This is a genomic window from Caldisalinibacter kiritimatiensis (assembly GCF_000387765.1).
Taxonomy (GTDB): Bacteria; Bacillota; Clostridia; order Tissierellales; family Caldisalinibacteraceae; genus Caldisalinibacter; species Caldisalinibacter kiritimatiensis.
Genome location: NZ_ARZA01000267.1, coordinates 15,883 through 38,951, shown reverse-complemented (window position 1 = coordinate 38,951; position 23,069 = coordinate 15,883). Strand labels below are relative to the sequence as shown.

The following is a 23,069-nucleotide window of genomic DNA, read 5'->3' as shown; positions in this document are numbered from 1 at the left end:
AAAATAGCGATTCATCTCCCTATTGAAATAGGGAGGATTCTCGCTTAATTATCCTAAAAAAATAAGTGGGAATAGTAATGATATTAAGTATTAAAAAGAATGATGTAAGATTTGCTCTAAAAACTTGCTTTTTCACTCCTTGATTAGTTAAAAAAACAATTACTGGAGGTCCACTCAATGATACACTACCATTAAGTAATCCACTCATAATCCCTACTAAGGATAATGATATTTTTTCATTTTTTATAGTGACCTTATATCCAAGCCAAAACATAACTGCTGTAAATGTGACTATTACACCCACACCTATTTGTAGTAGTTTTTCATCAATAAATAGCAAAAGATATGTACCTAAAGGTGTTGCTAATATACCGAAAACTACCAAATAAACAATCTTTCTTAATTTTACATATTCCTTTACCTTATAAAAAATAACTGAATTAAGTGCAAAACTGAGTACAATTAAAACTGGTACAATTATTTTTAGGGGTAAAAATATACTAAGTATTGGAACAGATAATAACGAAAACCCAAAGCTTGTCAATCCTTGTACCATTCCTGCTAATAATATAACTATAAATGCAACTATAGTAGCTGTAGTTATCATAAAAGCCTCCTTTGTATTGAATTCTTGATTAATATACATTATATCATTATTACTTACGATAATTTATTATAATTTTTAATAATATTAATAATCTAATAGATTTTTCTATATGAAATTGGTGACAATACTTTGGGTATTTAAAATGGGGGTTTTTTGAGCAGATTTTAAGTGATATATATAAGAAAGCTGTTAATTAAGTTTAGACAAGATTTATTCTAAATCTATTAAAACTGACATACTTTATCTTTGAAGTCTTTATATCTTTCATAACTAAATAAAGCATCTTCATCTATTCCTTTAAAAATTATTCTATAGGTTTTCTGTCCCCACGGAATAATCTTTTTTATATGATTTATATTTACAATATAACTTCTATGAGTTCTTATAAATATTTCTTTATCAAGTTTGTCATAAACTGAGTTTAAAGAACTGTGAATCTCTATCTCATTGTTTTTGGTATGTATTATAGTTTTATTCTGTAATTTTTCTATAAAAATTATCTTATCAAAATCTATAAACCCAACTTCACTTCTATTTTTATATGCTAACCTATTCATGTCCTCCCTCCTTGCATGTAAATATAATTTAATATTACATTCACATATTTTACTTTAATTTAACATATTTCTATTTGTTTGTAAAGAGTTTCAGTAGTTTTATTTATATTTAGTGTTATTGACCTAAAAAAAAAGAAAAACTACTGTGCAGTGCACACAGTAGTTAAAAAAATTTTATGTCCTTTTTTTAAAGTAAAATTATTCAGCTTCTACTGTTCCAATACTCCAAGGCCACGGATCTTCTGCTCCCTCAGCTGATGCAATCGAAGTTAATCCAACTGTTAACAATGAAACAATACATAATACTAATAATACCTTTCTAGTTTTCATAATCATCCCCCTTTTTAATTAATAACTTTAAAAGCTCTTTGCTTTTTTCTATGTCTTTATCTATTAAATGATAAATAGATATAATTAGAAATCGTTCTAGCTTCCTAGCCTCTCTTTTATATTTACTTATATCATTATCTTTATATAGTTCTTCAACTTCTTCTATAAGTCTCATTATTAAATAATGTTCATTCGTAGACTGGTAAAGGGTTAATAATTCTAAGTATATCTCTATCTTAACATTTAAATCAGAAGTATAATCTGTCTCCTTGAGAGCTCTTAATAAATATTTTTCTGCTAGGTCATATTCTTCCAAGCTTTTATAACCTCGAGCAATCATCAACATCTTTTCTTCTCTTCCTTTTACATTAATACCTTTCATATTCTCAAGAGCCTTTTTTCCAAAATTAATCGTTTTTTCAACTTTCCCTATTTTATTATACAATGCACTAATATTCATATACACAAGTGATAACCGTTCTCTATCCTTTTTTTTCTCTGCAAGCTCTATTGCTTTTTTATAATATATTTCAGCTTCATTATAATCTCCATTTCCATAATAGGAATTCCCTTTCAAAATAAATATATCTATAGATTGACTGTCAGAAAGTTGGTATCCACTGTTTTCTATTTTGTATAAATATTCCAATACCTTTTCATGATTCCTAAGGTCTTTATATGCAATGGCTATATTAAATAAACATCTTTTATATAAATTTTCACTTTCTATATTGCTCTTTTCTAAAATCGCTAATGCATGTTTATTTAACTTTATGCTATCCTCATAATCCTTAAGTAATAAACTACATCTGGCTATTTTAGTAACTACTTCTGCTGATTTATAATTATTATCAATCTTAATATTACATTCGTGGGCCTTTATATAGTACATATATCCATCTCTAAATTTCATATTGTTGTAGTAATAATCCCCTATTAATTCATATATTACGGCTTGTTTTTCTGGAACATCCCACTTGCTCCATATCTTTTCCTTTTTTATTATCTCCTTAATTAACTCTTCGTCATTTTCCTTTACTGCTTTATTAAGCTTAGTTAAATATTTTTCTATTGCTATGTTAGCTTGTTTAATTTCATCGCTCATCAAATAATCAGCATCTATATCTAGATGTATATCTTTATTTATTAACACTTCTTTAATACACTTAGCTATAGTCTCAGCTACAGTTTTAGTTAACTTTACTTTTCCATTTTCTATATAACTAATAAGACTTCTACTTATTTGACCATCAGTTAATTCCTCTTGTTTTAATCCCAAATACTTTCTTATACTTTTAATTTTTTCAGGTACTGGTAGTATATTTTCTTCTAATATATACATTTCTTCCACCAACTTTTCTATTTGTTATATATATATTAATTATATCACTAAAATATACCATTTTGTAATCAAAAATTTGAATTTAATTTACATTCTATTTATTATATGTAATAAGACAAGTTTTTTATGTAATATGATTTTTGCATGACGTTTAACTCTATATCCTTTCACATTCAATTATGTGAATTTTCCATTCATGAACAGTTACTTCCTTTTCACATTATTATGATAGGAAATGCAGCATCTCTATCTAATTTATATATTAAGTAAAAATAAAATTTAATTATTATTTACACCAAAGGGGGTGATTCCAATGTTTTTAAAATCTTTACCTCGTTATAAACCTAAATAAAAATTTAAGGAGGATTTAAAATGAAAAAAGTATTAAAGTGTAAGAAAACTTTAGCTATCTTGGTATTTGCTTTAATGTTAACAGCTATTGGAACTTACGGATTTGCAGTTGTAGGTCCTGACAAAAGTGAGGTTGAAAAAGACCAAACACCTAAGAAGGAAATATCTAAAATGTATGATAAAAACAACAATAAGATTTTCGAAAATCTAGAAAAGAAATTAGAAAAAGCTAGTGATAAAGAAAACCTTCCAGTTATCGTAGTTTTTAAAAATAAACCAGATAAGAATAATTTAAAGAACATACTAGGTAACTATAAAACTAAGCATGAATATAAAAATATCCCAGCCATAGCAATGGAATTAAATAAAGGACAAATTAAAAAACTAACTAAACTCGATTTAATAGAACATATAGAATACGATGAACCTGTTAGAGCCTTTAATGACACAGCTAATTACTGGTTTGGAACAGAAAAAGCCAGAAGTGACTTTAATGTTGAAGGCGACAAAGATGGCAGTATTAATCAATACTCTAAGTATGATATAGTAGTTGCAGTTATAGATACAGGAATCGATTATACTCACGTTGACTTAGATGGTAGCAAAGTGATAGCTTGGAAAGATTACGTAAATGGAAGAACAACTCCATACGATGACAATGATCATGGTACACATGTTGCAGGAATAATCGCTGGTGAAGGCGATGGAAATCCTGACTATAAAGGCGTTGCTGAAGGTGCAGCTTTAGTAGGCCTTAAGGTTTTAGATAAAAGAGGTAGCGGTTCAATGAGTGATGTAACTGCAGCTATCGACTGGTGTGTAACTTACAAAGACACTTATGGTATAGACGTAATTAATTTAAGTCTTGGAACTAGTAGCAGTTCTGATGGAACAGATGCAACTTCTTTAGCAGTAAATAACGCTGTAGATAACGGTATAACTGTTGTTGTTGCTGCAGGAAACGCTGGTCCAGCTAAATACACAATAGGTTCACCAGGTGCAGCAGAAAAAGCTATAACTGTTGCTGCAATGGCAGATGTAGGAGAATTAGGATTTAACTTAACTGATTTTTCAAGTAGAGGCCCTACTGCTGATGGAAGAACAAAACCTGATGTTTCCGCTCCAGGATATAATATCACTGCTCCAGAAGCAAACTCTTCCAATGGATATATTACTTATAGCGGTACTAGTATGGCTACTCCATTTACAGCTGGTACTGTCGCATTAATGTTAGATGCAAATCCAAGCCTATCACCTACTGAAATAAAAAATATTTTAATGAATACTGCTGAAGACTGGGGACCAAGTGGAAAAGACATTGAATATGGAATGGGTAGACTTGATGGATACGAAGCAATTGAAACAGCAGGAAACTTTAATGGTTCTAATCTAGCTACTCCTAATCACATCTATGCTAGTGAAACTCTATCAGGTTCACAAGCATCTGACATTTATGAATTCACAGTAAATAATACTAACTATCCTGTAGCAGTAACACTAATAATGCCTAATTGGACATCAAGCTGGTTCTCTACCGACCCAGACTTTGATGTGTATGTATATGACCCAAGTGGTAATACTGTAGGTTCTTCTACTACTACAAAAAGACAAGAAAATGTTAACTTTACACCTACTCAAACTGGAACATATACTATAGAAGTATATTCTTATTCTGGTGATGGTAGCTACTTCTTCGATTTAAGTACAGGTGGCAGCTCACTTACACTAACTCAAGACCAATAAAAAAGTCCCATCCAAAAGGAAAATTCCCAATGAATAGGACTCAACACTAGTTCAAATAAATTATATCATAGAATATAATTTATTAAAAGGAATCCCAATATTAGGGATTCCTTTTTTGCATCTATTTATAATGATTTAATAAACATAAGCAATATGAGTAATTTTTATTCTAAAGGAAAAACTAATTATGGATAATGCATAAAATATATTAAGGAGGTGTTTGTATGGGGCATTTAACTCCAAATAATAGAAGACGAAATACTATGAGGGATTTATTTAAACCTTTCTTTGATGATGACTTTTACAGCAATTTACCTGACGTTTTAACTCCAAATTTTAATCATATGTCAATGAGAGCAGACATCAAAGAAACTAATAAAGAGTATATTATCGAGGCAGAAATGCCAGGCTTTAATAAAGACGAAATAGACATTTCAGTCGACAGTGGTTATATTATAATAAAAGCCGATAAGAGAAATGAAGTTAGTGAAGAAAGACAAGGATATATTAGAAAAGAAAGAAGATATGGTCATGTTCAAAGGTCTTTTAAATTGCATAACATTGAAGAAGACAGTATAACTGCCAAATATGAAAACGGAATACTAAAAGTTACACTTCCAAAATCCACTGATGGTAAGGATAACGGTAGAAGAATTGATATACAATAGACCCTTATTAGGGCCTATTGTATTTTTTACTAAAGAACACATGCTTTTTTCTGATTTATTCTGATAATTCTACTTTCTTTAGGTCCAGTATTCTCAACACTTGCATCCCCAAGGCCAATTCCGAAATATTCAAATCCTTTTTCTTTTAAACTATTACTATCTAGTGTATTTCTTCCATCTATTATTAAAGGTCTGTTTACTAATTCTTTCACCCTATTAAAATCTAACTTTTTAAATTCTGCCCACTCAGTTAATAATACTACTACATCACTACCTTCAACTGCTTCATAAGGGTCATTACAATAGGTCATCGAATTTCCTATAACTAATTTTGCATTCTCCATAGCTATTGGGTCGTAGGCTTTAATGTTAGCTCCATCACTTTGTAATTCCTTTATTACATATAATGATGGAGCTTCTCTTAAGTCATCAGTCCCAGGTTTAAACGAGAGCCCTAATATAGAAACATTAACTCCATTAAGATTACCAAACAATCTTCTCAACATTTCAACTGGCTTTATTCTTTGAGCATTGTTAACTTCTAAAACCTTTTTTACTATTTTAAATTCATATCCAGCATCATTTCCAATCTGCATTAACCCTTTTATATCCTTTGGAAAACATGCTCCACCAAAACCTATACCTGCATTTAAAAATTTATTACCTATTCTTTTGTCTATTCCCATACCCTTCGCTACTTCTTTTACGTCTGCTCCTACTCTCTCACATACATTCGCTATCTCATTAATAAAGGAAATCTTTGTGGCTAAGAAAGCATTAGATGCATATTTTATCATCTCAGCACTTTCAGGATTAGTTATTAACATAGGTATATTAAAAGACTCATATATTTCTTTCATTATTTCTGTAGCTTTTTCAGAATTACTACCTATAACTATCCTATCTCCATTAAAAGTATCAAATACAGCTGTTCCTTCTCTAAGGAATTCAGGATTTGAAACTACATCAAATTCAATACTTTTATCTTTCATGTTAAGATATACAATATTTTTTACCCTATTAGCACTTCCAACTGGAACTGTACTTTTATTTACTATCACCTTATATCCGTTTATGTACTTACCTATACTCTTAGCTACTTCGTCCACTTGACTCATATCTATCTGTCCGTTAGATTTAGGAGGAGTTCCTACTGCTATAAATATAACATCAGATAATTTTACACCACGTTCCAATGAAGTAGTAAATTTTAATCTATTTTTAGCAAGGTTATTATTTATCATCTCTTCTAAATGCTCTTCATATATAGGTGGGATTCCATTTCTTAATTTATTTATTTTTTCCTCATTAACATCTACACATATTACTTCATTCCCTATTTCAGCAAGACAAGTGCCAGTTACCAATCCAACATATCCTGTACCAACAACAGTAATTCTCATTATTTTTCCTCCCTTTAAGCAGACATTTTGTTAATTTGATTAGATTTCTCTGTATCTAACACTTCTTTAAAGCTATTAAACAGTCTATTAAATACGCTTCTCCAGCTTTTTTCAGCGGTATATTTTAAAGCATTAGATGCTATATTATTCCTAAACTTTGTATCTTCAATCATCTTGACTGCAGCTTCATAATAGTCTTCTACTTTTTTAGCTCCACAAGCAACCCCATTATATCCATCTATTAAGTTTTCCTTTATTCCACCCTCATAGCAAGCTATCACCGGTAGCCCTGATGCCATAGCTTCAAGAATAACATTACCATAGGTTTCTGTAGAAGAAGGAAACATAAACACATCTGATGATGCAAAATATTTAGATAATTCTTCTCCTTGCTTAAATCCTGTAAAAGTCATATTATCAGGAGCTTCTTCTTTCAATTCTTCTAGTATAGGGCCATCTCCTACCATTAAAAAATGAACCTTTTCCTTATAGTTTTCATTTATTTTCTTTGTTGTTTCCATAAATACATCTAAGTCTTTTTCTGAAGATATTCTTCCAACATATAAAAATACTAGTTTTTCATCAATATTTAATAATTTTCTAAGTTCCGTATCTCTATATTTTGGTGAAAATTTATTTGTATCGATACCTCTTCCCCATATTTCTAAGTCTTTTATTCCTTGGCTTTTTAGTAATTCTAATGTTGACTGAGAAGGACAGTAATTTTTCTTACAGTTACTATGAAACCATCTGAAAAAATTCCATGCTACATTTTTAAGTATTCCTAAATTAAAGTATTCTAAGTATTGAGGAATGTTAGTATGATATGAAGACACTATGGGGATGTTATTATCTTTGGCATATTTATATCCGAATAGACCTATATTAAATGGAGTAACTATATGAACTATATCAGGTTTAAAGGAATCAAGTTCTTTAGTAATAGTAAAATAGTTAGGCAAAGCCATTCTACATTCAGGATATAAAAAGAATTTAACACTAAAAAACCTTATTATCCTATCATTGTATTCCTTATCTCCATCTATAGGAGCAAACACTCTGTAATCGATATCGTTCTCTTCCATATATTCAATGTACTTCCCAAGAGTTTTTGTAACTCCATTAATCTGAGGTAAAAAAGTATCTGTAAATATAGCTACCTTCATTCTTAGCCTCCTTAATTAAGGTTATATAATATAATCTATTAAATGACTATTTAAAATGGCAAAAACTGTTCCTATAATCATACCTACAAAAACATCTGTTGGATAGTGAACACCGAGATAAATACGAGAAATACCTACTAAAAACGCGAGGGATATTAATATGAAAGATAATTGTGGAAATATTAGAGATAAAGTTATACTTATAGAAAAAGCTGCAGTTGTATGTCCTGAAGGAAATGAATAATCATAGAGATTAGTTTTAAATATGTTTATATTAGCTAACTGTAAGAAAGGTCTAGGTCTAGTAAACTTCTTTTTACATAAGTGAACAAGAATATGACTAGTAGTAAGAGCCGATAAAGCTTTATAACCAGCTATTCTTACTCCGTTTTTTCCAAATGCTATAAACAATAAACAAGTTAAAATAGTTATGAAAGCACTTCCTAAATCAGTTATATAGGGAATTGTTTTGTCTAAAAATTTACATTTAATCCTATCGTTAATTATATATAATAATTTTATATCTCCTGTATTAACAAGCTTCATTATCTTGTTCATCAAAATTTCCCCCTTATTTAGACCATTTAGTTTCTTTTTAACTCACCTAAACTATGTTTTTCTAAAGTATTTTTACTTTATTTTCAACATGGAGGAACTACTTGTTAAACGGATATATCCTATATTTAAATATTATCTTATCAATGTTATACCAATGTAAAAAATATGTTATTTTTAAAAAAAGAAATTTCTATAATTAATTTTCTATATATGCAAATAATAATATAAAGGAGTGAGAGCATGAAGAAAAACAAATATAAACTAAAAGAAAAAGAAGCACCTGTAGAAAATCATGAAACTGCTGCTTGGTCCAATATAACAAAAACAAAGGATGTATCAAGAGTTCCACTTCCAAATGAATTCAGCGTAGAAGAAGCAAAGGAATGGGTGGATAAAAACGAAAAGTAAGCAATAAAAAAGTGTTAGTTCTTGATGTTTAGGCAACCCAAGACTAACACTTTTTTATTGAAATGGGGATAAATTATATTTGCTAACGTATCTTTTGTTCAATTTGTTCACCTCTTCTAGCTTGTTATCTTCTGTATTCCAAATCCTTATATATTTTTAACCCCAAATCCTTTTCTGAGCTATTAATTAAAATTTCTTCTAAAAATCTTCTCAACATTAAATTCACCTCCTTTTATTTTCCACACTATCTTCTATATTCTAAATCTCTATAAACCTTCATTCCTATATCTTCTTTAATTCTCACTTTAAAGATATTCTTTAATTGTTTAATCATTTTTAAGCCTCCTTTAAGTTTTTGTTAATTATTTTTATTTTGTTATTAATTTTGTTTATCTTTAGTTTAATTATATGACTGAACTTTAATTTTGTCAACTATATTTTTAATGTTTTTTGTAATTTTATTTATTTTTTTAATCTGAATATTAATTATTTTAATTTACACATTAAAAAAGACACCACTTAGTGGTGCCCTAATTCCATATTAATACTTAAGTGATGCTAAACGCTTGTATGTATCATATCTTTCTTTAGCTGCTTTTTCTGCTTCAGAATATAAATCTTCTGCATGTTCAGGGAATGTATTTTGTACCTGTGAAAATCTAATTTCACCCATTATATAATCCCTAAAGGATTTTGTTGGTTCTTTTGAGTCAAGTATAAATGGATTTTTACCTTGTTCTTTTAATTCTGGGTTATATCTATATAGATGCCAATAGCCTGACTCCACTGCTTCCTTTTCTCTGTTTATAGAGGTTCCCATACCTGATTTAATTCCATGGTTTATACATGGTGCATAGCATATTATCAATGAAGGTCCTTTATATTCTTCTGCTTCTTTTATAGCCTTTAATGTCTGGTTCATATTTGCTCCCATTGACACTTGTGCTACATATACATAACCGTAGCTCATTGCGATTAAGCCTAAATCTTTTTTGCGTATCTTTTTACCTGATGCAGCAAATTTAGCAGCAGCTGCTGTTGGTGTAGCCTTCGATGCCTGACCTCCTGTATTAGAATACACTTCTGTATCGAACACTAATACATTTACATCCTCTCCAGATGCAAGAACATGGTCTAATCCACCAAATCCTATATCATAAGCCCAACCATCTCCACCTACTATCCATTGTGACTTCTTAACTAAGAAATCCTTTTTAGATAGTATTTCTTGTATAATTTCATTTGACTTATATTTATCATTATCTATAACAGATAATAAATTTTTAGTTGCTTTTTTAGAACCTTCTCCATCATACATAGAGCTTAGCCACTGTGTAAAGGCTACTTTACATTCACCATCCAAGTCTGATTCGATACCTTTTTCCATTAGCTGTGCTAATCTTTCTCTTATATGACTAACTGCTAAATACATTCCATATCCGTATTCTGCATTGTCCTCAAATAATGAATTTGCCCATGCAGGTCCATTGCCTTTAGAGTCTGTCGTAAATGGAATAGATGGTGCACTAGCTCCCCATATCGATGAACAACCTGTAGCGTTGGCTATCATCATTCTATCACCGTATAATTGTGTTACTAGTTTTAAATAAGGTGTCTCACCACAACCTGCACATGCTCCTGAAAATTCAAATAATGGTTTTGCAAACTGACTTCCTTTGACTGTCATCTTATTTACTAAATTGTCTTTTATATCTACTTCATTTATTGCATATTCCCAATTTTCTAACTGTCTATTAGTTTCCTCTTCAGCATCTACCATCACTAATGCCTTTCCTGGAGCTGGACAAATATCTGCACAGTTACCACATCCTGTACAATCCAAAGGACTTATTTGTATCCTATATTCTAGTCCTTCTAATCCTTTTCCTATTGCCTCTTTTGTTTCAAAGGTTGATGGTGCATTTCTCTTTTCTTCCTCATTTAATAACATAGGTCTTATAACTGCATGAGAACATATTAATGCACATTGATTACATTGAATACATTTGTCTGTCTGCCATTGAGGTATCATTACTGCGATTCCACGTTTTTCGTATGCGGTTGTGCCTAACGGGAATGTTCCATCGGCCATATCTTTAAAAGTACTTACTGGTAATTCATCACCTTTAAAGCTTTCCATAGGCCTTTGTATATTTTTTACAAAGTCTGGTTCTTCAGGTTCTGATACCTCATCATCCTGTGCATTTAGCCATTCCTTTGGAACTTCTACTTTTACTAGTCCATCTAATGCTCTACGTACAGCCTCTTTGTTCATCTCAACTATTTTTTTACCCTTTCTTCCATAGGTCTTCTCAATAGATTCTTCTAAATACTTAACGGCATCTTCAATAGGTATTACATTTGTTAGCTTAAAGAATACAGTTTGCATAACCATGTTTATTCTGCCACCTAATCCTATATCTTGAGCAATACCTATAGCGTCTATAACGTAAAATTTAGCATTTTTTTCGGCCAATCCTCTTTTTAATGACGGTGGTAAGTTCTGTGATAATTCTTCAGCATTCCATGGACAATTAAGTACAAAGGTTCCATTTTCCTTTAATCCTTCAAGTAAGTCGTGATGATTTACATAGGATTTGTTATGACATGCCACATAATCGGCATCATGTACTAAATATGTTGATTTTATAGGATTTTTACCAAATCTCAAGTGAGATATAGTTGTTCCCCCTGACTTTTTACTATCATAGGAAAAATATCCTTGAGCATAAAGGTCAGTTTTATCCCCTATAATCTTAATAGCCATTTTATTTGCTCCTACTGTACCATCAGAGCCTAGTCCCCATAATTTACACTGAATAGTTCCTTCAGGGGTAGTATCAATTTTTTCGTCTACTGTAAGTGATGTATCTGTTAAGTCATCTTTTATACCTATAGTGAAATTATTTTTAGGCTTTGTTTCTTGAAGATTTCTAAATACAGCAACAATTTGTGCAGGTGTAGTATCCTTTGAACCTAATCCGTATCTTCCCCCTACTATAATTGGCTGCTTTTCTTTATCATAGAATAAGCACCTTACATCCTCGTATAATGGTTCACCTATTGACCCTGCTTCTTTAGTTCTGTCTAGTACAGCTATTGCTTTTACTGTATCAGGTAATACATTAAAGAAATATTTTGATGAAAAAGGTCTGTATAAGTGTACCTTTATAACCCCTACCTTTTCTCCTTTATCCAGTAGATAATCAACTGTTTCTTCTATTGTTTCACAAACTGAACCCATTGCTACTATCACATATTCAGCATCTTCTGCTCCATAATAGTTAAATGGATGATATTCTCTTCCTGTGATATTACTTATTTCCTTCATATAGTCTTCTACTATATCAGCTACTTTTTCATAATATGGATTTGATGACTCTCTACCTTGGAAATAAATATCTGGATTTTGTGCTGTTCCTCTTACAACTGGACGTTCAGGATTTAATGACCTATTTCTAAACTCTTCAACTGATTCAAAATCTAATAATCTTTCAAAGTCATCATAATCTATTAATTCTATCTTTTGAATTTCATGGGACGTTCTAAATCCATCAAAGAAATGTAAAAATGGAACTCTAGATTTTATTGAAGCAAGGTGTGCAACACCACCTAAATCCATTACTTCTTGCACACTACCAGATGCAAGTAGAGCAAATCCTGTCTGTCTTGTAGCCATCACATCTTGATGGTCTCCAAATATTGATAGTGCATGGGCTGCTATTGCTCTAGCGCTTACATGAAATACTCCTGGTAATAGTTCTCCTGCTATTTTATACATATTAGGTATCATAAGTAATAATCCTTGTGATGCAGTGTATGTAGTAGTTAAAGCTCCGCCTTGTAGTGAACCATGTACAGCTCCGGCAGCTCCTGCCTCTGATTGCATCTCAACTACCTTTACTTGCTGTCCAAATAAATTCTCTTTGCCTTGAGCTGACCATAAATCAACAGCTTCAGCCATTGGAGATGAAGGTGTAATCGGATATATTGCAGCTACATCAGTAAATGCATAAGATGTATAAGCTGCAGCCTCATTTCCATCCATAGTTTTTGTTATCTTTCCCATAACCAAGCCTCCAAACACAATTATTATTTACTCCTAAAAATTATAGACATTATCACAATTCTCTTATCTCTATTCTCTAATACTCTGTACTCTAATCCTTAATCTATAATCTAAATATATTATTTTCCATTTTTAAATAAAAATACATAAAAAAACGGCGAGAATTCGCCGCTTTTAATTATCAATTTTCAGTTGTATTTCCTTTAGGTCCTCATCTTTTTTCATATATTCCCTAAAACGTGGATATAATTTTATCGCTTTATTTAAATCATTAACTGCATCTTCTTTTTTATTTAATTTAGCATAGCAACAAGCTCTATTGTAGTAAAGAAATCCAGTATCTGGATTATATTTTATTCCCTCGGAAAGTATATCTATTGCTGTTTCATAGTCCATTTGTTCAATATATATAACAGACTTATTTAAATATGCATAAGGATAGTTTCTATTTACCTCTATAGATTTTTGATAGTATTCAACAGCTTCTTTAAGTTTTCCTAGTCTCTTTAATACAACTCCCATATTAAATAAGGACTTATAGTAGTTTGGATTAATTGAAATACTTTTCTCTATCACTTCTAATGCTTCTTCATATTTACCCATTTGTTCATATATAGAGCCTAAATTATTACAAGCTATGTAGTCATCAGGAACAAGTTCTATAACTTTTTTATAATATTCTATAGCCTTTTCTTTATCTTCTTTTTCATCATATATATTGGCTATGTAGAAGTAAGCTCTATCATACTGAGGGTCTAGATTTATAGCTTTAAAATAATAATCTAGAGCTGTATCCTTCTCTTTCATATCATCATATATTATAGCTATTCCATAATAAGCACCGGCTTGGTTAGGGGCTATGTCTAAAATCTCCTTATACCTTTTTATAGCTTCCTCTTTATTTCCTAATTGGTCACTTAATAAAGCTATATTAAATAGAATATCTACTGAATCCTTGGTACTTACACTAAATTCAAGGGCTTTTTTATATAGTTCAATTCCTTTTTCAATATTACCATCATTACAAAAGTTATCTGCTAGGATTATATAGTTTTTCATCTTATCTGTTAATCTTCTTTTCATCTTTTACACCTCTTACTACATCTATAGCTTTGACAACACCCTCATCAATAACGGTCTACGGATAGTCACAGCCTCCTTAGGACATAACTCTTGACAGCAGAAACATCTTATACATCCGTCTAAATCAACTACAGGTCTATTATTTACCATCTCTATAACCTTAGGTGGACAATTTGCAGCACAATCTCCACATCCTACACAATCTTTATAATTAAATACAGGTTTTGGTCTTAGCATTGAATTTAACATATTTACAACTGGTTTTGGAAGTATATCACTGATAAAATCTATACTCTTAGTTTTAGGTACTTTAAAATCTTCTATTCTAAATTTTTCTATACTTCCTCCAATTAGTTTTACGTCATCTAAATTACCTTTACAAAGTCCCCTTTCTACACTTCTCTGTATAGTAGGCACATCAGTAGGTTTCAAGTTAATAATTGATGTTGCTACCACATCTAAATGATGGGGACTAGTAGAAGATATTAGTACTCCAACTTCTCTTGGGTCACCTGCCGATGGACCTTCACCTTCCATACCAACTATTCCATCCATAAAGGAAAGTACAGGATTTGCGTATTCACATATATCTACTAATACGTCAGAAAAATCCTTTATATCCGGCATTTTTAAATGATATTCAGCTTTCAATACTCCAGGAATAATTCCGAACATATTTTTTACTGCTCCAGTGAATGTAGCCATTCCATGGGTTTTTAGCTTCGATACTGAAATGACCTTATCTACATCCTTTAACATCTCTGTTACAGTTAAATTCCTTAGTATCTTACCTTTATCATTTTTAACTGTCATCTCATTAGTATTGTAGTTTAAATTTGCTCCTGTTTCTTCTGCTACTTTTTCCATTCCACAAACCTTGTATATACCTTTAAGCATCCTTTCATTAAAAGGTCCTCCAGGACTATCCCCTATAAGCACATTTGCCCCATACTCTATAATCACTTCTGCTAATGCCTTAACAACAGCAGGATGGGTTGTAGTAGCTTCTTCTGGTCTTTTCTTCATCAATAAATTAATTTTAAGTAAAACAGTTTCTCCTTTGTTTATGTATTTTTCTATTCCACCTAAATTTTCAAAGCTCTTTACTACCGATTTTTTCACTAAATCATAATTGTAATCCCTACATTCGACTAAAGAAACCTGAGTCTTTTCCATTAAGTCCCCTCCTAAAATCTAACCTCTAATCTTAACTTCTTCAAACCAACCTTTAATACTCTCTTCTATATTTTTTAGTTCACTTCCTTTGTATGAAGTGAATTTTCCTTTTCCGGCTAATACCGTTTCTCCATCTTTAAAATTCTGCATAATGTATCTTTTACTTCCCTTAATACTCTCCGCTAATTCAATAATATCTTCCTTTGTTAATAACTCTTTACACACTGTAGTTCTAAACTCATAGTCTATATTTGAATTTCTAATAATATCTATACTTTTCTTTATATTTTCAATATCTATTTTAACATTAACTACATCTTCGTATTTATCAAAGGGAGCTTTTATATCCATAGCTACATAGTCAATAAGCTTGTTATCTATTAAGTTCTTCAATAATTCAGGATTAGTTCCATTTGTATCAAGTTTAACTAAATAATCAAGCTTTTTAACCCTAGTTATAAAATCATATAGCTTAGTATTATATAGTGTAGCCTCTCCCCCTGAAATACATACTCCATCTAACATTTTACGTCTTTTATTAAGAAAGTCAAATATATATTCTTCATCTATAAATTCTCCTTCATTATTCACTAATTCTCCATTATGACAATAGGGACAGCGAAAATTACATCCACCTACGAATAATACTGTACATATTTTGTCTGGATAATCAATAAATGATGTTTTTTGATGTCCTTTAAATAATTGCATGCTTTACACTCCTTCCTGTAAAAAGGCGACTAAGGTCGTCTTTTGGCTATTCGCTTAACAGTACTTTATACTCTTGTTCTTGAGGGACGCCCCGTCCCTCAAGCCATTACAATAATCGACTCACACATACATAGTCACAGATTATTTCATAAGACAATAAAAAACATGGGACAAAGGGGCTAGCCCTGTTGTCCCTAGATTTTAGTTTTAAGCTGTTTCTTTAGTCTTTTTTTTACTTAAACTATGGTCTACATCAAACTCTAACCTATCTTTAAACTCTTCTTTCTTACCTTTATTCCATGATTGTACCGGTCTATGGAATCCTACAACTCTAGTCCACACTTCTGTTTGCTTACCACATTCTGGACAAGTAAACTGCTCTCCTTTTAAATATCCATGGTCCGGACATATACTATATGTAGGAGTTAAAGTAAAGTACGGTAATGTAGTGTTTTCAAATACCCTTTTGATTAATAATTTTACTGTTTCTACACTATCTATTTCTTCTCCTATGAATCCATGGAATACAGTTCCTCCAGTATATAATGACTGTAATTTGTCTTGTAATTCTACTGCTTCAAATACATCCTTTGTATGATTTACTGGTAATTGAGTTGAATTTGTATAATATGGTTCTTCGTCACCTTGAGTAATAATCTTAGGATACATTCTTTTATCTAATCTAGCAAATCTATATGAAGCACCTTCTGCTGGTGAAGCTTCTAAGTTCCAAAGACTTCCTGTTTCCTCTTGGAATATTCGTATAACTCTGTTCATAAATTCCATTATTTCAATAGCAAATTCATTTCCTTCTTCTGTAGTTATATCCTTACCTAATAAATTTAAACAAGCTTCATTCATACCATTAAGGCCGATAGTACTAAAGTGGTTTTTATAGTACTCACCTTCTGCTTCCTTAACACCTTGTAGATAGAACTTTGAGTAAGGATAAAGTCCAGCTTCCATATATGATTCAAGAACTTTTCTCTTAGTTTCACAAATTTCCTTCGCAAGCTCCATAAGCTCTCTTACTCTACGTTTGAAGTCTTCTACTGATTTCGCTAAATACCCTATACGTGCCATATTAAGAGTTACAACATTGATTGAACCTGTAAGTGGATTAGCACCAAATAATCCCCCACCTCTTCTTCTAAGCTCTCTATTGTCTAATCTCAATCTACAGCACATACTTCTAACATCTTCTGGATTTAAATCACTGTTTACAAAGTTTGCGAAATATGGTGTACCGAATTTTCTAGTCATTTCCATTATAGAATCTGCCACTTCTGAGTCCCATGGGAAGTCGTTAGTTATATTAATGGTTGGTATTGGGAAACTGAAGCTTCTTCCTGCTCCATCCCCCTCCATCATTACTTCACAGAATGCTTTATTGAACATATCCATCTCTTTTTGGAATTCTCCATAGGTTTTGTCCATTAATTTTCCACCAATTATTGCATTCATATTTTTTAACATAGGATGAGGTGTTATATCTAATGTTATATTCGTAAATGGTGTTTGGAAGCCAACTCTAGTAGGGATATTTAAGTTATATACGAAACTCTGTACTATCTTTTTAACCTCTTCATATGTAAGACCATCATAATAAATAAATGGTGCTGCATATGTATCTAATGAACTTACTGCTTGTGCTCCAGCCGCTTCTCCCTGTAATGTATATAACCAGTTTACTATTTGTCCTAAAAATGACTGTAAATGCTTAGGAGGACGTGACTCTATTTTACCTGACGCTCCTTTAAAGCCTTTGTATAATAATGCTTCTAAATCCCAACCACAGCAGTATGGTGCTAATAATCCTAAATCGTGTATATGCAAATCCCCGTTAATGTGTGCATCTCTAAGTTCTTTTCTATATATCTTATTTAACCAATATTTTTTAGTTATTGACTCTACTATATGATTATTTAATCCTTGCAAACTAAAGCCCATATTAGCATTTTCATTTATTCTCCAGTCTTCTAAAGATACATATTCATCTATCATTTTTTCTGCATCCATAAATAAGTTCTTGGCATGTCTTAATTCTTCATGTTTTTGTCTATATAATATGTAAGCTTTAGCTGTTTTAGCATGTCCTTCTTCTATTAATACCTTTTCTACTACATCTTGTATATCCTCAACAGTAGGAATCCCTACTCCATGTGTTTCTTTTAATATATTTTCTGCCATTTCCGCTAGTCTTTTCGCTTCTTGTCTGTCATCTCCCCCAACTGCCCTAGCTGCTGCAAATATTGCTTCTTCAATCTTATTTACGTCAAAGTCTACTATGTCTCCATTTCTCTTTTGAACCCTAGTAATCAAGTAATCAGCCCCTTTATATTGTGGTATGTTTATTTTGTGTACATATATATAGTATTATACGTCTATTAATATTGTAGTTTATATAGGATATGATTTCAATGATTTATTTTAATTTTAACTTTATTTTTTGGATTTAGTAATAAATACATAAAAACAAAAGCGTCTGACGACGCTTTTTTAGTTAGTAGCATTTTAGTCAGCTCTTAGTTCTTAGAAAGAATTAGGCTATTCTCTGTTCGCCTTTCGCTTTTCGATAATAATTTTACATTTTCAATTTTAAATTTTATTTAATTATTATCTCTTCCCCTTCTTTTAACCCAGCAATAACCTCTACTTTATCTTCTCCTTCTATTCCTACCTCTATCTTTCTTTGTTCAGTAGTATCATTTTTTACCACATTCACATATTTCCCATCTTCAAATTCAACTACTGCTGTATCTGGTATTACAATCACATCTTCTTTTTTATCTGTGATAATCTTAACATCTACTTCATAACCAACCCTTAATTTTTCAGTTGATTCTTCTAAGTCAATTTCAACCTTTACCCTTTTTTGCTCTATACCTAAATCTGACAATTTACTGAAAGCCTTAGGATAAATCTTTCTCACTTTCCCCTTTAAATTCTGTAAGCTTAAATCCTCACTATAGACAAAACTTAAATCTCCTACTTTTACATCACCTATCTCACTTACTAATATATCAGTCTCAACATATAATTTATCTATATTCCCTACTTCAACAATAGCCATACCTGGTTGTACAAATCCACCCACTTCTACAAACCTTTCTAACACAACTCCGTCAACAGGTGATTTTATTAGGTAATCTTGTTTAGTCTTTTTCAACTGGTTAAGCTGATACTTTAATTCCTCTATCTGTGCTTGATATTGTTTTCTAATATTGTCTGATGGTCCTTTCTTAAGAGCTTGTAGCTCATTTTCTGCTATCGTTAATGATTCCTGTTGTATTTTTAAGTTATCTAGAGCCCTTTGGTATTCATCGCTACTTATAGCTCCTTCTTTATACAATTTTTCGCTCTTTTCTGCATTCCTTTTTGCTTCATCTACCGCAATCTTGGCTGAACGTACATTGGCCTCTGCCTTATTTATCAGTTCTTCTTCTGGAAGCTTTACTGCCTCTCTATAAGTAGCCTGTAAAGCCTTTAGCTTAGCTTCTAGAGTTTTTATCTGAAGCTCTATATTCTCTGTATCTAATCTAGCAATTACGTCTCCTTCATTTACTTTATCTCCAACTTCTACACTTAACTCTAATATCTCTGCTGAGCCTTTAGAATATATCTTCCTTTGATTGTCCGACTTAACTGTTGCAGTCTCTTCTACGTACTTTTCTATTTCTCCTTTTGAAACTGTGTAAGTAGGAGCGCCAACTTCCTTCTTATTTATTCCTACATAAAGTCCAGCTCCAGCTATTATAATAACAATGATACCTATTAAGATAAATTTAACTATTTTCATTAAACTAGCCCCCTTAAGAAATTCTAGTTTTTAATGCCTCTATAAAATCTAATCTGTCTATCTTCTTATAAGTAGCAAATTGTGCTAACAATACAAAGATTGTAGTAACAAGCATAGTTATTATATAGGTACTAATTGATGCATTCATTTCTAAAACATATAGCTCTGTACTAAACATTTCTTCAAGTGCTTCTAACATATACCTACCTAAAGGTATGCCAAAAACTACTCCTAAAATTGTCATCACTATATTTTCCTTAGTTATCATGTTGAATATCTCTGTTTTAGAAAATCCCATAACCCTTAAAGAAGAAAATTCAAGTCTTCTTTCTGATATACTCATAATAGTTGAGTTATAAACAATAACAAAACCTAAAACTCCTGAAAATATTAACATTACCCCTATAGAAAATATAGTTAGCTGTAAAAATTGTTCAAATATTTTACTCATATCCTCTAAGGATTGCACTGAAGATATATATTTTATATCCTCTAATTTATTTTTAACATCATCACTTGAATCTAAATATACCCCTGTTGCCATTTCTTTATCTGTTAATTTATTCTGCATATAAGATATATTCATATATCCATTTAACCCGAGCGACTGCTTTATTACATCCTTAACCTCTATGAACATATCATCTTTATTTGGAATATAAGATTCTATCTTAATTTTATCTCCCTTATTGACACCTAAATATCTAGCTATTGATTCCGATAGTATTATTCCTTCGTTAGGTAATCTTATTGGTTGTCCTTCTAAGTTAATAAAACTATAAAATTCTGTATCCTTAGGTACACCTATTATATTTACTACTTTTTCCTTTGTTCCGTATACAAGTTCAAAGGGATATTCAATTTTAGGCTCTATTTCTTCTACTTCTACAATATGTTTCAAATCTTTAACCACTCTAACATTTAATGGTCTATCAAAATTTATATTGTAGTCCATTTTTTGAAATCCACCATAATGACTACTAAATATTTCAGTAAATGAATCTTTAGTTACTACAGGTAGCAAAGTTATTGCATAGGTCATAGCTATACCTAATGTAATAAAAATAAATCTTTTTTTATTCCTAAATATATTTCTCAATACCATTTTCCAGCTAAAGCTTAATCTTTTCCACAGAATTCCCAATCTATCTAAAAATATTCTTCCACCGGATTTTGGTGGCTCTGGTCTCATAGACTCAGCTGGATGTATTTTCATAATTTTTCTAGCGCCCCACATTCCTGCTGCTATACAAAATATCACTGTTAATATAATTCCTGTAATTGTATAGACATAATAAAATTTAAATTTCAACATAGGTATATTGAAAAAATGAGTATATAGCTCTGCTATATAGCCTGATAAAATAGTTCCTATTATGATTCCAAGTAACGAACCTACAAACCCTATAATTAATGAATACTTAGTATAATGTAATATTATGTTTTTATCGCTATACCCTAAAGCCTTTAATACACCTATAGAAGTTCTATCATTTCGTACCATTCTAGATAACATAGCAGCAATTATTACAGCAGCAACACCTAAAAAGATTATTGGCATACTACTTGATGATTTCTTCACTCCATCTATTTCCTCGGAAATAATTCTATCACTTAACTGTTCATCCTTGGTATATATCCTCTTTACTCCATATTTGTCTAGCTCTTCTTCTACTTCTTTTTTTACCTTTTCTACATCCCAGTTCTCTTTAACCTTTATCAACACTTCATTGTAGCTATCTTTATATCCAAAACTCTGTCTTGCAAACTCCTCTGATACATAGGCTACACCGAATTTTTCTGGCATTGGCAATAGATTTTGTTCATTTTCCATCAAATATATATATTCTGAGCTAGCAACTATACCTTTGACGTTAAGGTTGTACACTTTTCCTTGGATTTGAGGCCTTATAGTTCCTCCTATAGTTATATCACGTGCATTTGCAAATTGCTGTAATAACAATGTATCTTTACTTTTATTTTCAATGTCACTTCCTTCAATCTTATAAACAATATTTATGTCATTATCCTCTGGTAAAGATATTATTCTAATATTCGCCTTTTCTTCACCGTCTTCAATCTTTAACGGTACATCGTGAACAATTCTACCCTCTACTATATCGACTCCATTTATATGTTTTACTTTCTCTAGAGCTGTCTCTTGTATCTTGACTACTTCTACATAAATATCAGAAAAATTAGTTATATCATAATAATAATTTATAGTATCCTCTAAATTGACAGCAGCCATACTCAAAGCTGTATATACTATAAGGCCTACCATAACAAGCACTGTAATAGCTATAAACTGACCTTTAGAGTTTTTTATAGACCTTAATAATCTTAAATCTAATTTCTTCATTACCACTCTATCCTTTCAGGCTCTAATGGATTTTGATTTATTTTATTTTCAATTATTTTTCCACTTCTCATTTTAATCACTCTATCTGCCATTTCAGCTATTGGTGAGTTATGGGTTATTATGACGACTGTTTTTCCATATTCCTTATTAATCTTATTTAGTAGTGAAAGAATAGAAATACCTGTTTTAAAATCTAATGCTCCAGTTGGCTCATCACAGAGTAGTAATAGTGGATTTTTAGCTACAGCCCTTGCTATAGCTACCCTTTGCTGCTCCCCTCCACTCATTTGAGATGGAAAGTGTCCACTTCTATCTGAAAGTCCTACATTTTCAATCACTTCATCTATATCTAATGGAGCTTTACACAATTCTGTTGCTAGTTCTACATTCTCTCTTGCAGTAAGATTAGCCATTAAATTATAAAATTGAAACACAAAACCAACTTTATTTCTTCTGTATAATGTCAATTCTTTTTCATTATAGTTAGTAACTTCTTCGCCTTGAATAAAGACTTTTCCTTCTGTAGGATTATCCATGCCCCCTACTATATTTAATAATGTACTTTTTCCTGAACCACTTGGTCCTAATATTACAACAAATTCACCCTCGTATATTTCAAAATTTACTCCCCTTAACGCTTTTACTGTTACTTCTCCCATTTGATAGTTTTTACTTAAGCTTTCAACCTTCATTAAAACTTTTTTATCCACCACTCCACCTCCATATACAATAATGT

General features: G+C 31.1%; 18 protein-coding genes. 3 read left to right on the top strand and 15 right to left on the bottom strand.

Annotated features, from left to right (window positions below; all coding sequences use genetic code 11):
• Positions 1 to 19: 19 nt before the first annotated feature.
• The 4 genes from L21TH_RS12040 to L21TH_RS12030 all read right to left on the bottom strand — a co-directional run bounded on the left by L21TH_RS12040 (position 20) and on the right by L21TH_RS12030 (position 2,836).
• Positions 20 to 607, bottom strand: coding sequence for a sulfite exporter TauE/SafE family protein (locus L21TH_RS12040; RefSeq protein ID WP_006316923.1), 588 nt, complete (start codon positions 605 to 607; stop codon positions 20 to 22).
• Between the two features lie 224 nt (positions 608 to 831).
• Complete coding sequence (locus tag L21TH_RS12035; RefSeq protein WP_006316922.1) at positions 832 to 1,164, bottom strand: LytR/AlgR family response regulator transcription factor; 333 nt, start codon at positions 1,162 to 1,164, stop codon at positions 832 to 834.
• A gap of 198 nt (positions 1,165 to 1,362) precedes the next feature.
• Positions 1,363 to 1,494 (bottom strand): hypothetical protein, encoded by a 132-nt coding sequence (locus L21TH_RS15130; protein WP_006316921.1) that lies wholly within the window; start codon positions 1,492 to 1,494, stop codon positions 1,363 to 1,365.
• Positions 1,484 to 2,836, bottom strand: coding sequence for a tetratricopeptide repeat protein (locus L21TH_RS12030; protein ID WP_006316920.1), 1,353 nt, complete (start codon positions 2,834 to 2,836; stop codon positions 1,484 to 1,486). The genes L21TH_RS15130 and L21TH_RS12030 overlap by 11 nt, the downstream gene beginning before the upstream one ends.
• A gap of 372 nt (positions 2,837 to 3,208) precedes the next feature.
• Between L21TH_RS12030 and L21TH_RS12025 the strand changes: the two genes are divergently transcribed.
• Together L21TH_RS12025 and L21TH_RS12020 are read left to right on the top strand one after the other, a co-directional pair.
• Positions 3,209 to 4,930: a S8 family serine peptidase gene (locus L21TH_RS12025; RefSeq protein WP_006316919.1), complete on the top strand. Its 1,722-nt coding sequence runs from the start codon at positions 3,209 to 3,211 to the stop codon at positions 4,928 to 4,930.
• A 224-nt stretch (positions 4,931 to 5,154) separates the two neighbouring features.
• Entirely contained in the window at positions 5,155 to 5,598 is a 444-nt protein-coding gene (locus L21TH_RS12020) for an Hsp20/alpha crystallin family protein (RefSeq protein ID WP_006316917.1), read from the top strand.
• A gap of 29 nt (positions 5,599 to 5,627) precedes the next feature.
• Here the strand turns inward: L21TH_RS12020 and L21TH_RS12015 are convergent, their stop codons facing one another.
• From L21TH_RS12015 to L21TH_RS12005, 3 genes are read right to left on the bottom strand one after another with little or no spacing between them, the layout of a single operon-like run.
• Positions 5,628 to 7,001 carry a UDP-glucose dehydrogenase family protein gene (locus L21TH_RS12015; RefSeq protein ID WP_006316915.1) on the bottom strand — a complete coding sequence of 458 codons (1,374 nt, stop codon included), beginning with the start codon at positions 6,999 to 7,001 and terminating at the stop codon, positions 5,628 to 5,630.
• 14 nt (positions 7,002 to 7,015) lie between these two features.
• Entirely contained in the window at positions 7,016 to 8,167 is a 1,152-nt protein-coding gene (locus tag L21TH_RS12010; RefSeq protein WP_006316913.1) for a glycosyltransferase family 4 protein, read from the bottom strand.
• A 21-nt stretch (positions 8,168 to 8,188) separates the two neighbouring features.
• Positions 8,189 to 8,725 carry a phosphatase PAP2 family protein gene (locus L21TH_RS12005; RefSeq protein ID WP_006316911.1) on the bottom strand — a complete coding sequence of 179 codons (537 nt, stop codon included), beginning with the start codon at positions 8,723 to 8,725 and terminating at the stop codon, positions 8,189 to 8,191.
• 240 nt (positions 8,726 to 8,965) lie between these two features.
• Here L21TH_RS12005 and L21TH_RS14110 point away from each other — a divergent pair, with 240 nt between their 5' ends.
• On the top strand, positions 8,966 to 9,133 hold the full coding sequence (locus L21TH_RS14110) for a CDIF630_02480 family spore surface protein (RefSeq protein WP_006316907.1): 168 nt from the start codon (positions 8,966 to 8,968) through the stop codon (positions 9,131 to 9,133).
• A 541-nt stretch (positions 9,134 to 9,674) separates the two neighbouring features.
• On the opposite strand, the gene nifJ is transcribed toward L21TH_RS14110, so the two are convergent.
• The 8 genes from nifJ to L21TH_RS11965 form a co-directional block, all read right to left on the bottom strand.
• Positions 9,675 to 13,202 carry a pyruvate:ferredoxin (flavodoxin) oxidoreductase gene (gene nifJ / locus L21TH_RS12000; RefSeq protein ID WP_006316906.1) on the bottom strand — a complete coding sequence of 1,176 codons (3,528 nt, stop codon included), beginning with the start codon at positions 13,200 to 13,202 and terminating at the stop codon, positions 9,675 to 9,677.
• A 174-nt stretch (positions 13,203 to 13,376) separates the two neighbouring features.
• Entirely contained in the window at positions 13,377 to 14,285 is a 909-nt protein-coding gene (locus L21TH_RS11995; protein WP_006316905.1) for a tetratricopeptide repeat protein, read from the bottom strand.
• Positions 14,286 to 14,306: 21 nt separating this feature from the next.
• Positions 14,307 to 15,461, bottom strand: coding sequence for a DUF362 domain-containing protein (locus tag L21TH_RS11990; protein ID WP_006316904.1), 1,155 nt, complete (start codon positions 15,459 to 15,461; stop codon positions 14,307 to 14,309).
• An 18-nt stretch (positions 15,462 to 15,479) separates the two neighbouring features.
• The gene (locus L21TH_RS11985; protein WP_006316903.1) at positions 15,480 to 16,172 is read right to left on the bottom strand and encodes an anaerobic ribonucleoside-triphosphate reductase activating protein; all 693 of its coding nucleotides are present in this window, start codon (positions 16,170 to 16,172) and stop codon (positions 15,480 to 15,482) included.
• A 207-nt stretch (positions 16,173 to 16,379) separates the two neighbouring features.
• Positions 16,380 to 18,494, bottom strand: a complete 2,115-nt coding sequence (locus L21TH_RS11980; RefSeq protein ID WP_006316902.1) for a ribonucleoside triphosphate reductase — start codon at positions 18,492 to 18,494, stop codon at positions 16,380 to 16,382.
• Between the two features lie 283 nt (positions 18,495 to 18,777).
• Complete coding sequence (locus L21TH_RS11975) at positions 18,778 to 19,971, bottom strand: efflux RND transporter periplasmic adaptor subunit (protein WP_006316900.1); 1,194 nt, start codon at positions 19,969 to 19,971, stop codon at positions 18,778 to 18,780.
• 13 nt (positions 19,972 to 19,984) lie between these two features.
• Positions 19,985 to 22,333, bottom strand: a complete 2,349-nt coding sequence (locus L21TH_RS11970; protein WP_006316894.1) for an ABC transporter permease — start codon at positions 22,331 to 22,333, stop codon at positions 19,985 to 19,987.
• Positions 22,333 to 23,025: an ABC transporter ATP-binding protein gene (locus L21TH_RS11965; RefSeq protein WP_034430099.1), complete on the bottom strand. Its 693-nt coding sequence runs from the start codon at positions 23,023 to 23,025 to the stop codon at positions 22,333 to 22,335. Before L21TH_RS11965 ends, L21TH_RS11970 begins: the two co-directional genes overlap by 1 nt.
• Between the last annotated feature and the right edge of the window lie 44 nt (positions 23,026 to 23,069).

Coding starts and splice junctions, on each gene's coding strand:
- L21TH_RS12040 (WP_006316923.1), bottom strand. CDS start 607: ATGATAACTACAGCTACTATAGTTGCATTTATAGTTATATTATTAGCA.
- L21TH_RS12035 (WP_006316922.1), bottom strand. CDS start 1,164: ATGAATAGGTTAGCATATAAAAATAGAAGTGAAGTTGGGTTTATAGAT.
- L21TH_RS15130 (WP_006316921.1), bottom strand. CDS start 1,494: ATGAAAACTAGAAAGGTATTATTAGTATTATGTATTGTTTCATTGTTA.
- L21TH_RS12030 (WP_006316920.1), bottom strand. CDS start 2,836: ATGTATATATTAGAAGAAAATATACTACCAGTACCTGAAAAAATTAAA.
- L21TH_RS12025 (WP_006316919.1), top strand. CDS start 3,209: ATGAAAAAAGTATTAAAGTGTAAGAAAACTTTAGCTATCTTGGTATTT.
- L21TH_RS12020 (WP_006316917.1), top strand. CDS start 5,155: ATGGGGCATTTAACTCCAAATAATAGAAGACGAAATACTATGAGGGAT.
- L21TH_RS12015 (WP_006316915.1), bottom strand. CDS start 7,001: ATGAGAATTACTGTTGTTGGTACAGGATATGTTGGATTGGTAACTGGC.
- L21TH_RS12010 (WP_006316913.1), bottom strand. CDS start 8,167: ATGAAGGTAGCTATATTTACAGATACTTTTTTACCTCAGATTAATGGA.
- L21TH_RS12005 (WP_006316911.1), bottom strand. CDS start 8,725: ATGAACAAGATAATGAAGCTTGTTAATACAGGAGATATAAAATTATTA.
- L21TH_RS14110 (WP_006316907.1), top strand. CDS start 8,966: ATGAAGAAAAACAAATATAAACTAAAAGAAAAAGAAGCACCTGTAGAA.
- nifJ (WP_006316906.1), bottom strand. CDS start 13,202: ATGGGAAAGATAACAAAAACTATGGATGGAAATGAGGCTGCAGCTTAT.
- L21TH_RS11995 (WP_006316905.1), bottom strand. CDS start 14,285: ATGAAAAGAAGATTAACAGATAAGATGAAAAACTATATAATCCTAGCA.
- L21TH_RS11990 (WP_006316904.1), bottom strand. CDS start 15,461: ATGGAAAAGACTCAGGTTTCTTTAGTCGAATGTAGGGATTACAATTAT.
- L21TH_RS11985 (WP_006316903.1), bottom strand. CDS start 16,172: ATGCAATTATTTAAAGGACATCAAAAAACATCATTTATTGATTATCCA.
- L21TH_RS11975 (WP_006316900.1), bottom strand. CDS start 19,971: ATGAAAATAGTTAAATTTATCTTAATAGGTATCATTGTTATTATAATA.
- L21TH_RS11970 (WP_006316894.1), bottom strand. CDS start 22,333: ATGAAGAAATTAGATTTAAGATTATTAAGGTCTATAAAAAACTCTAAA.
- L21TH_RS11965 (WP_034430099.1), bottom strand. CDS start 23,025: ATGAAGGTTGAAAGCTTAAGTAAAAACTATCAAATGGGAGAAGTAACA.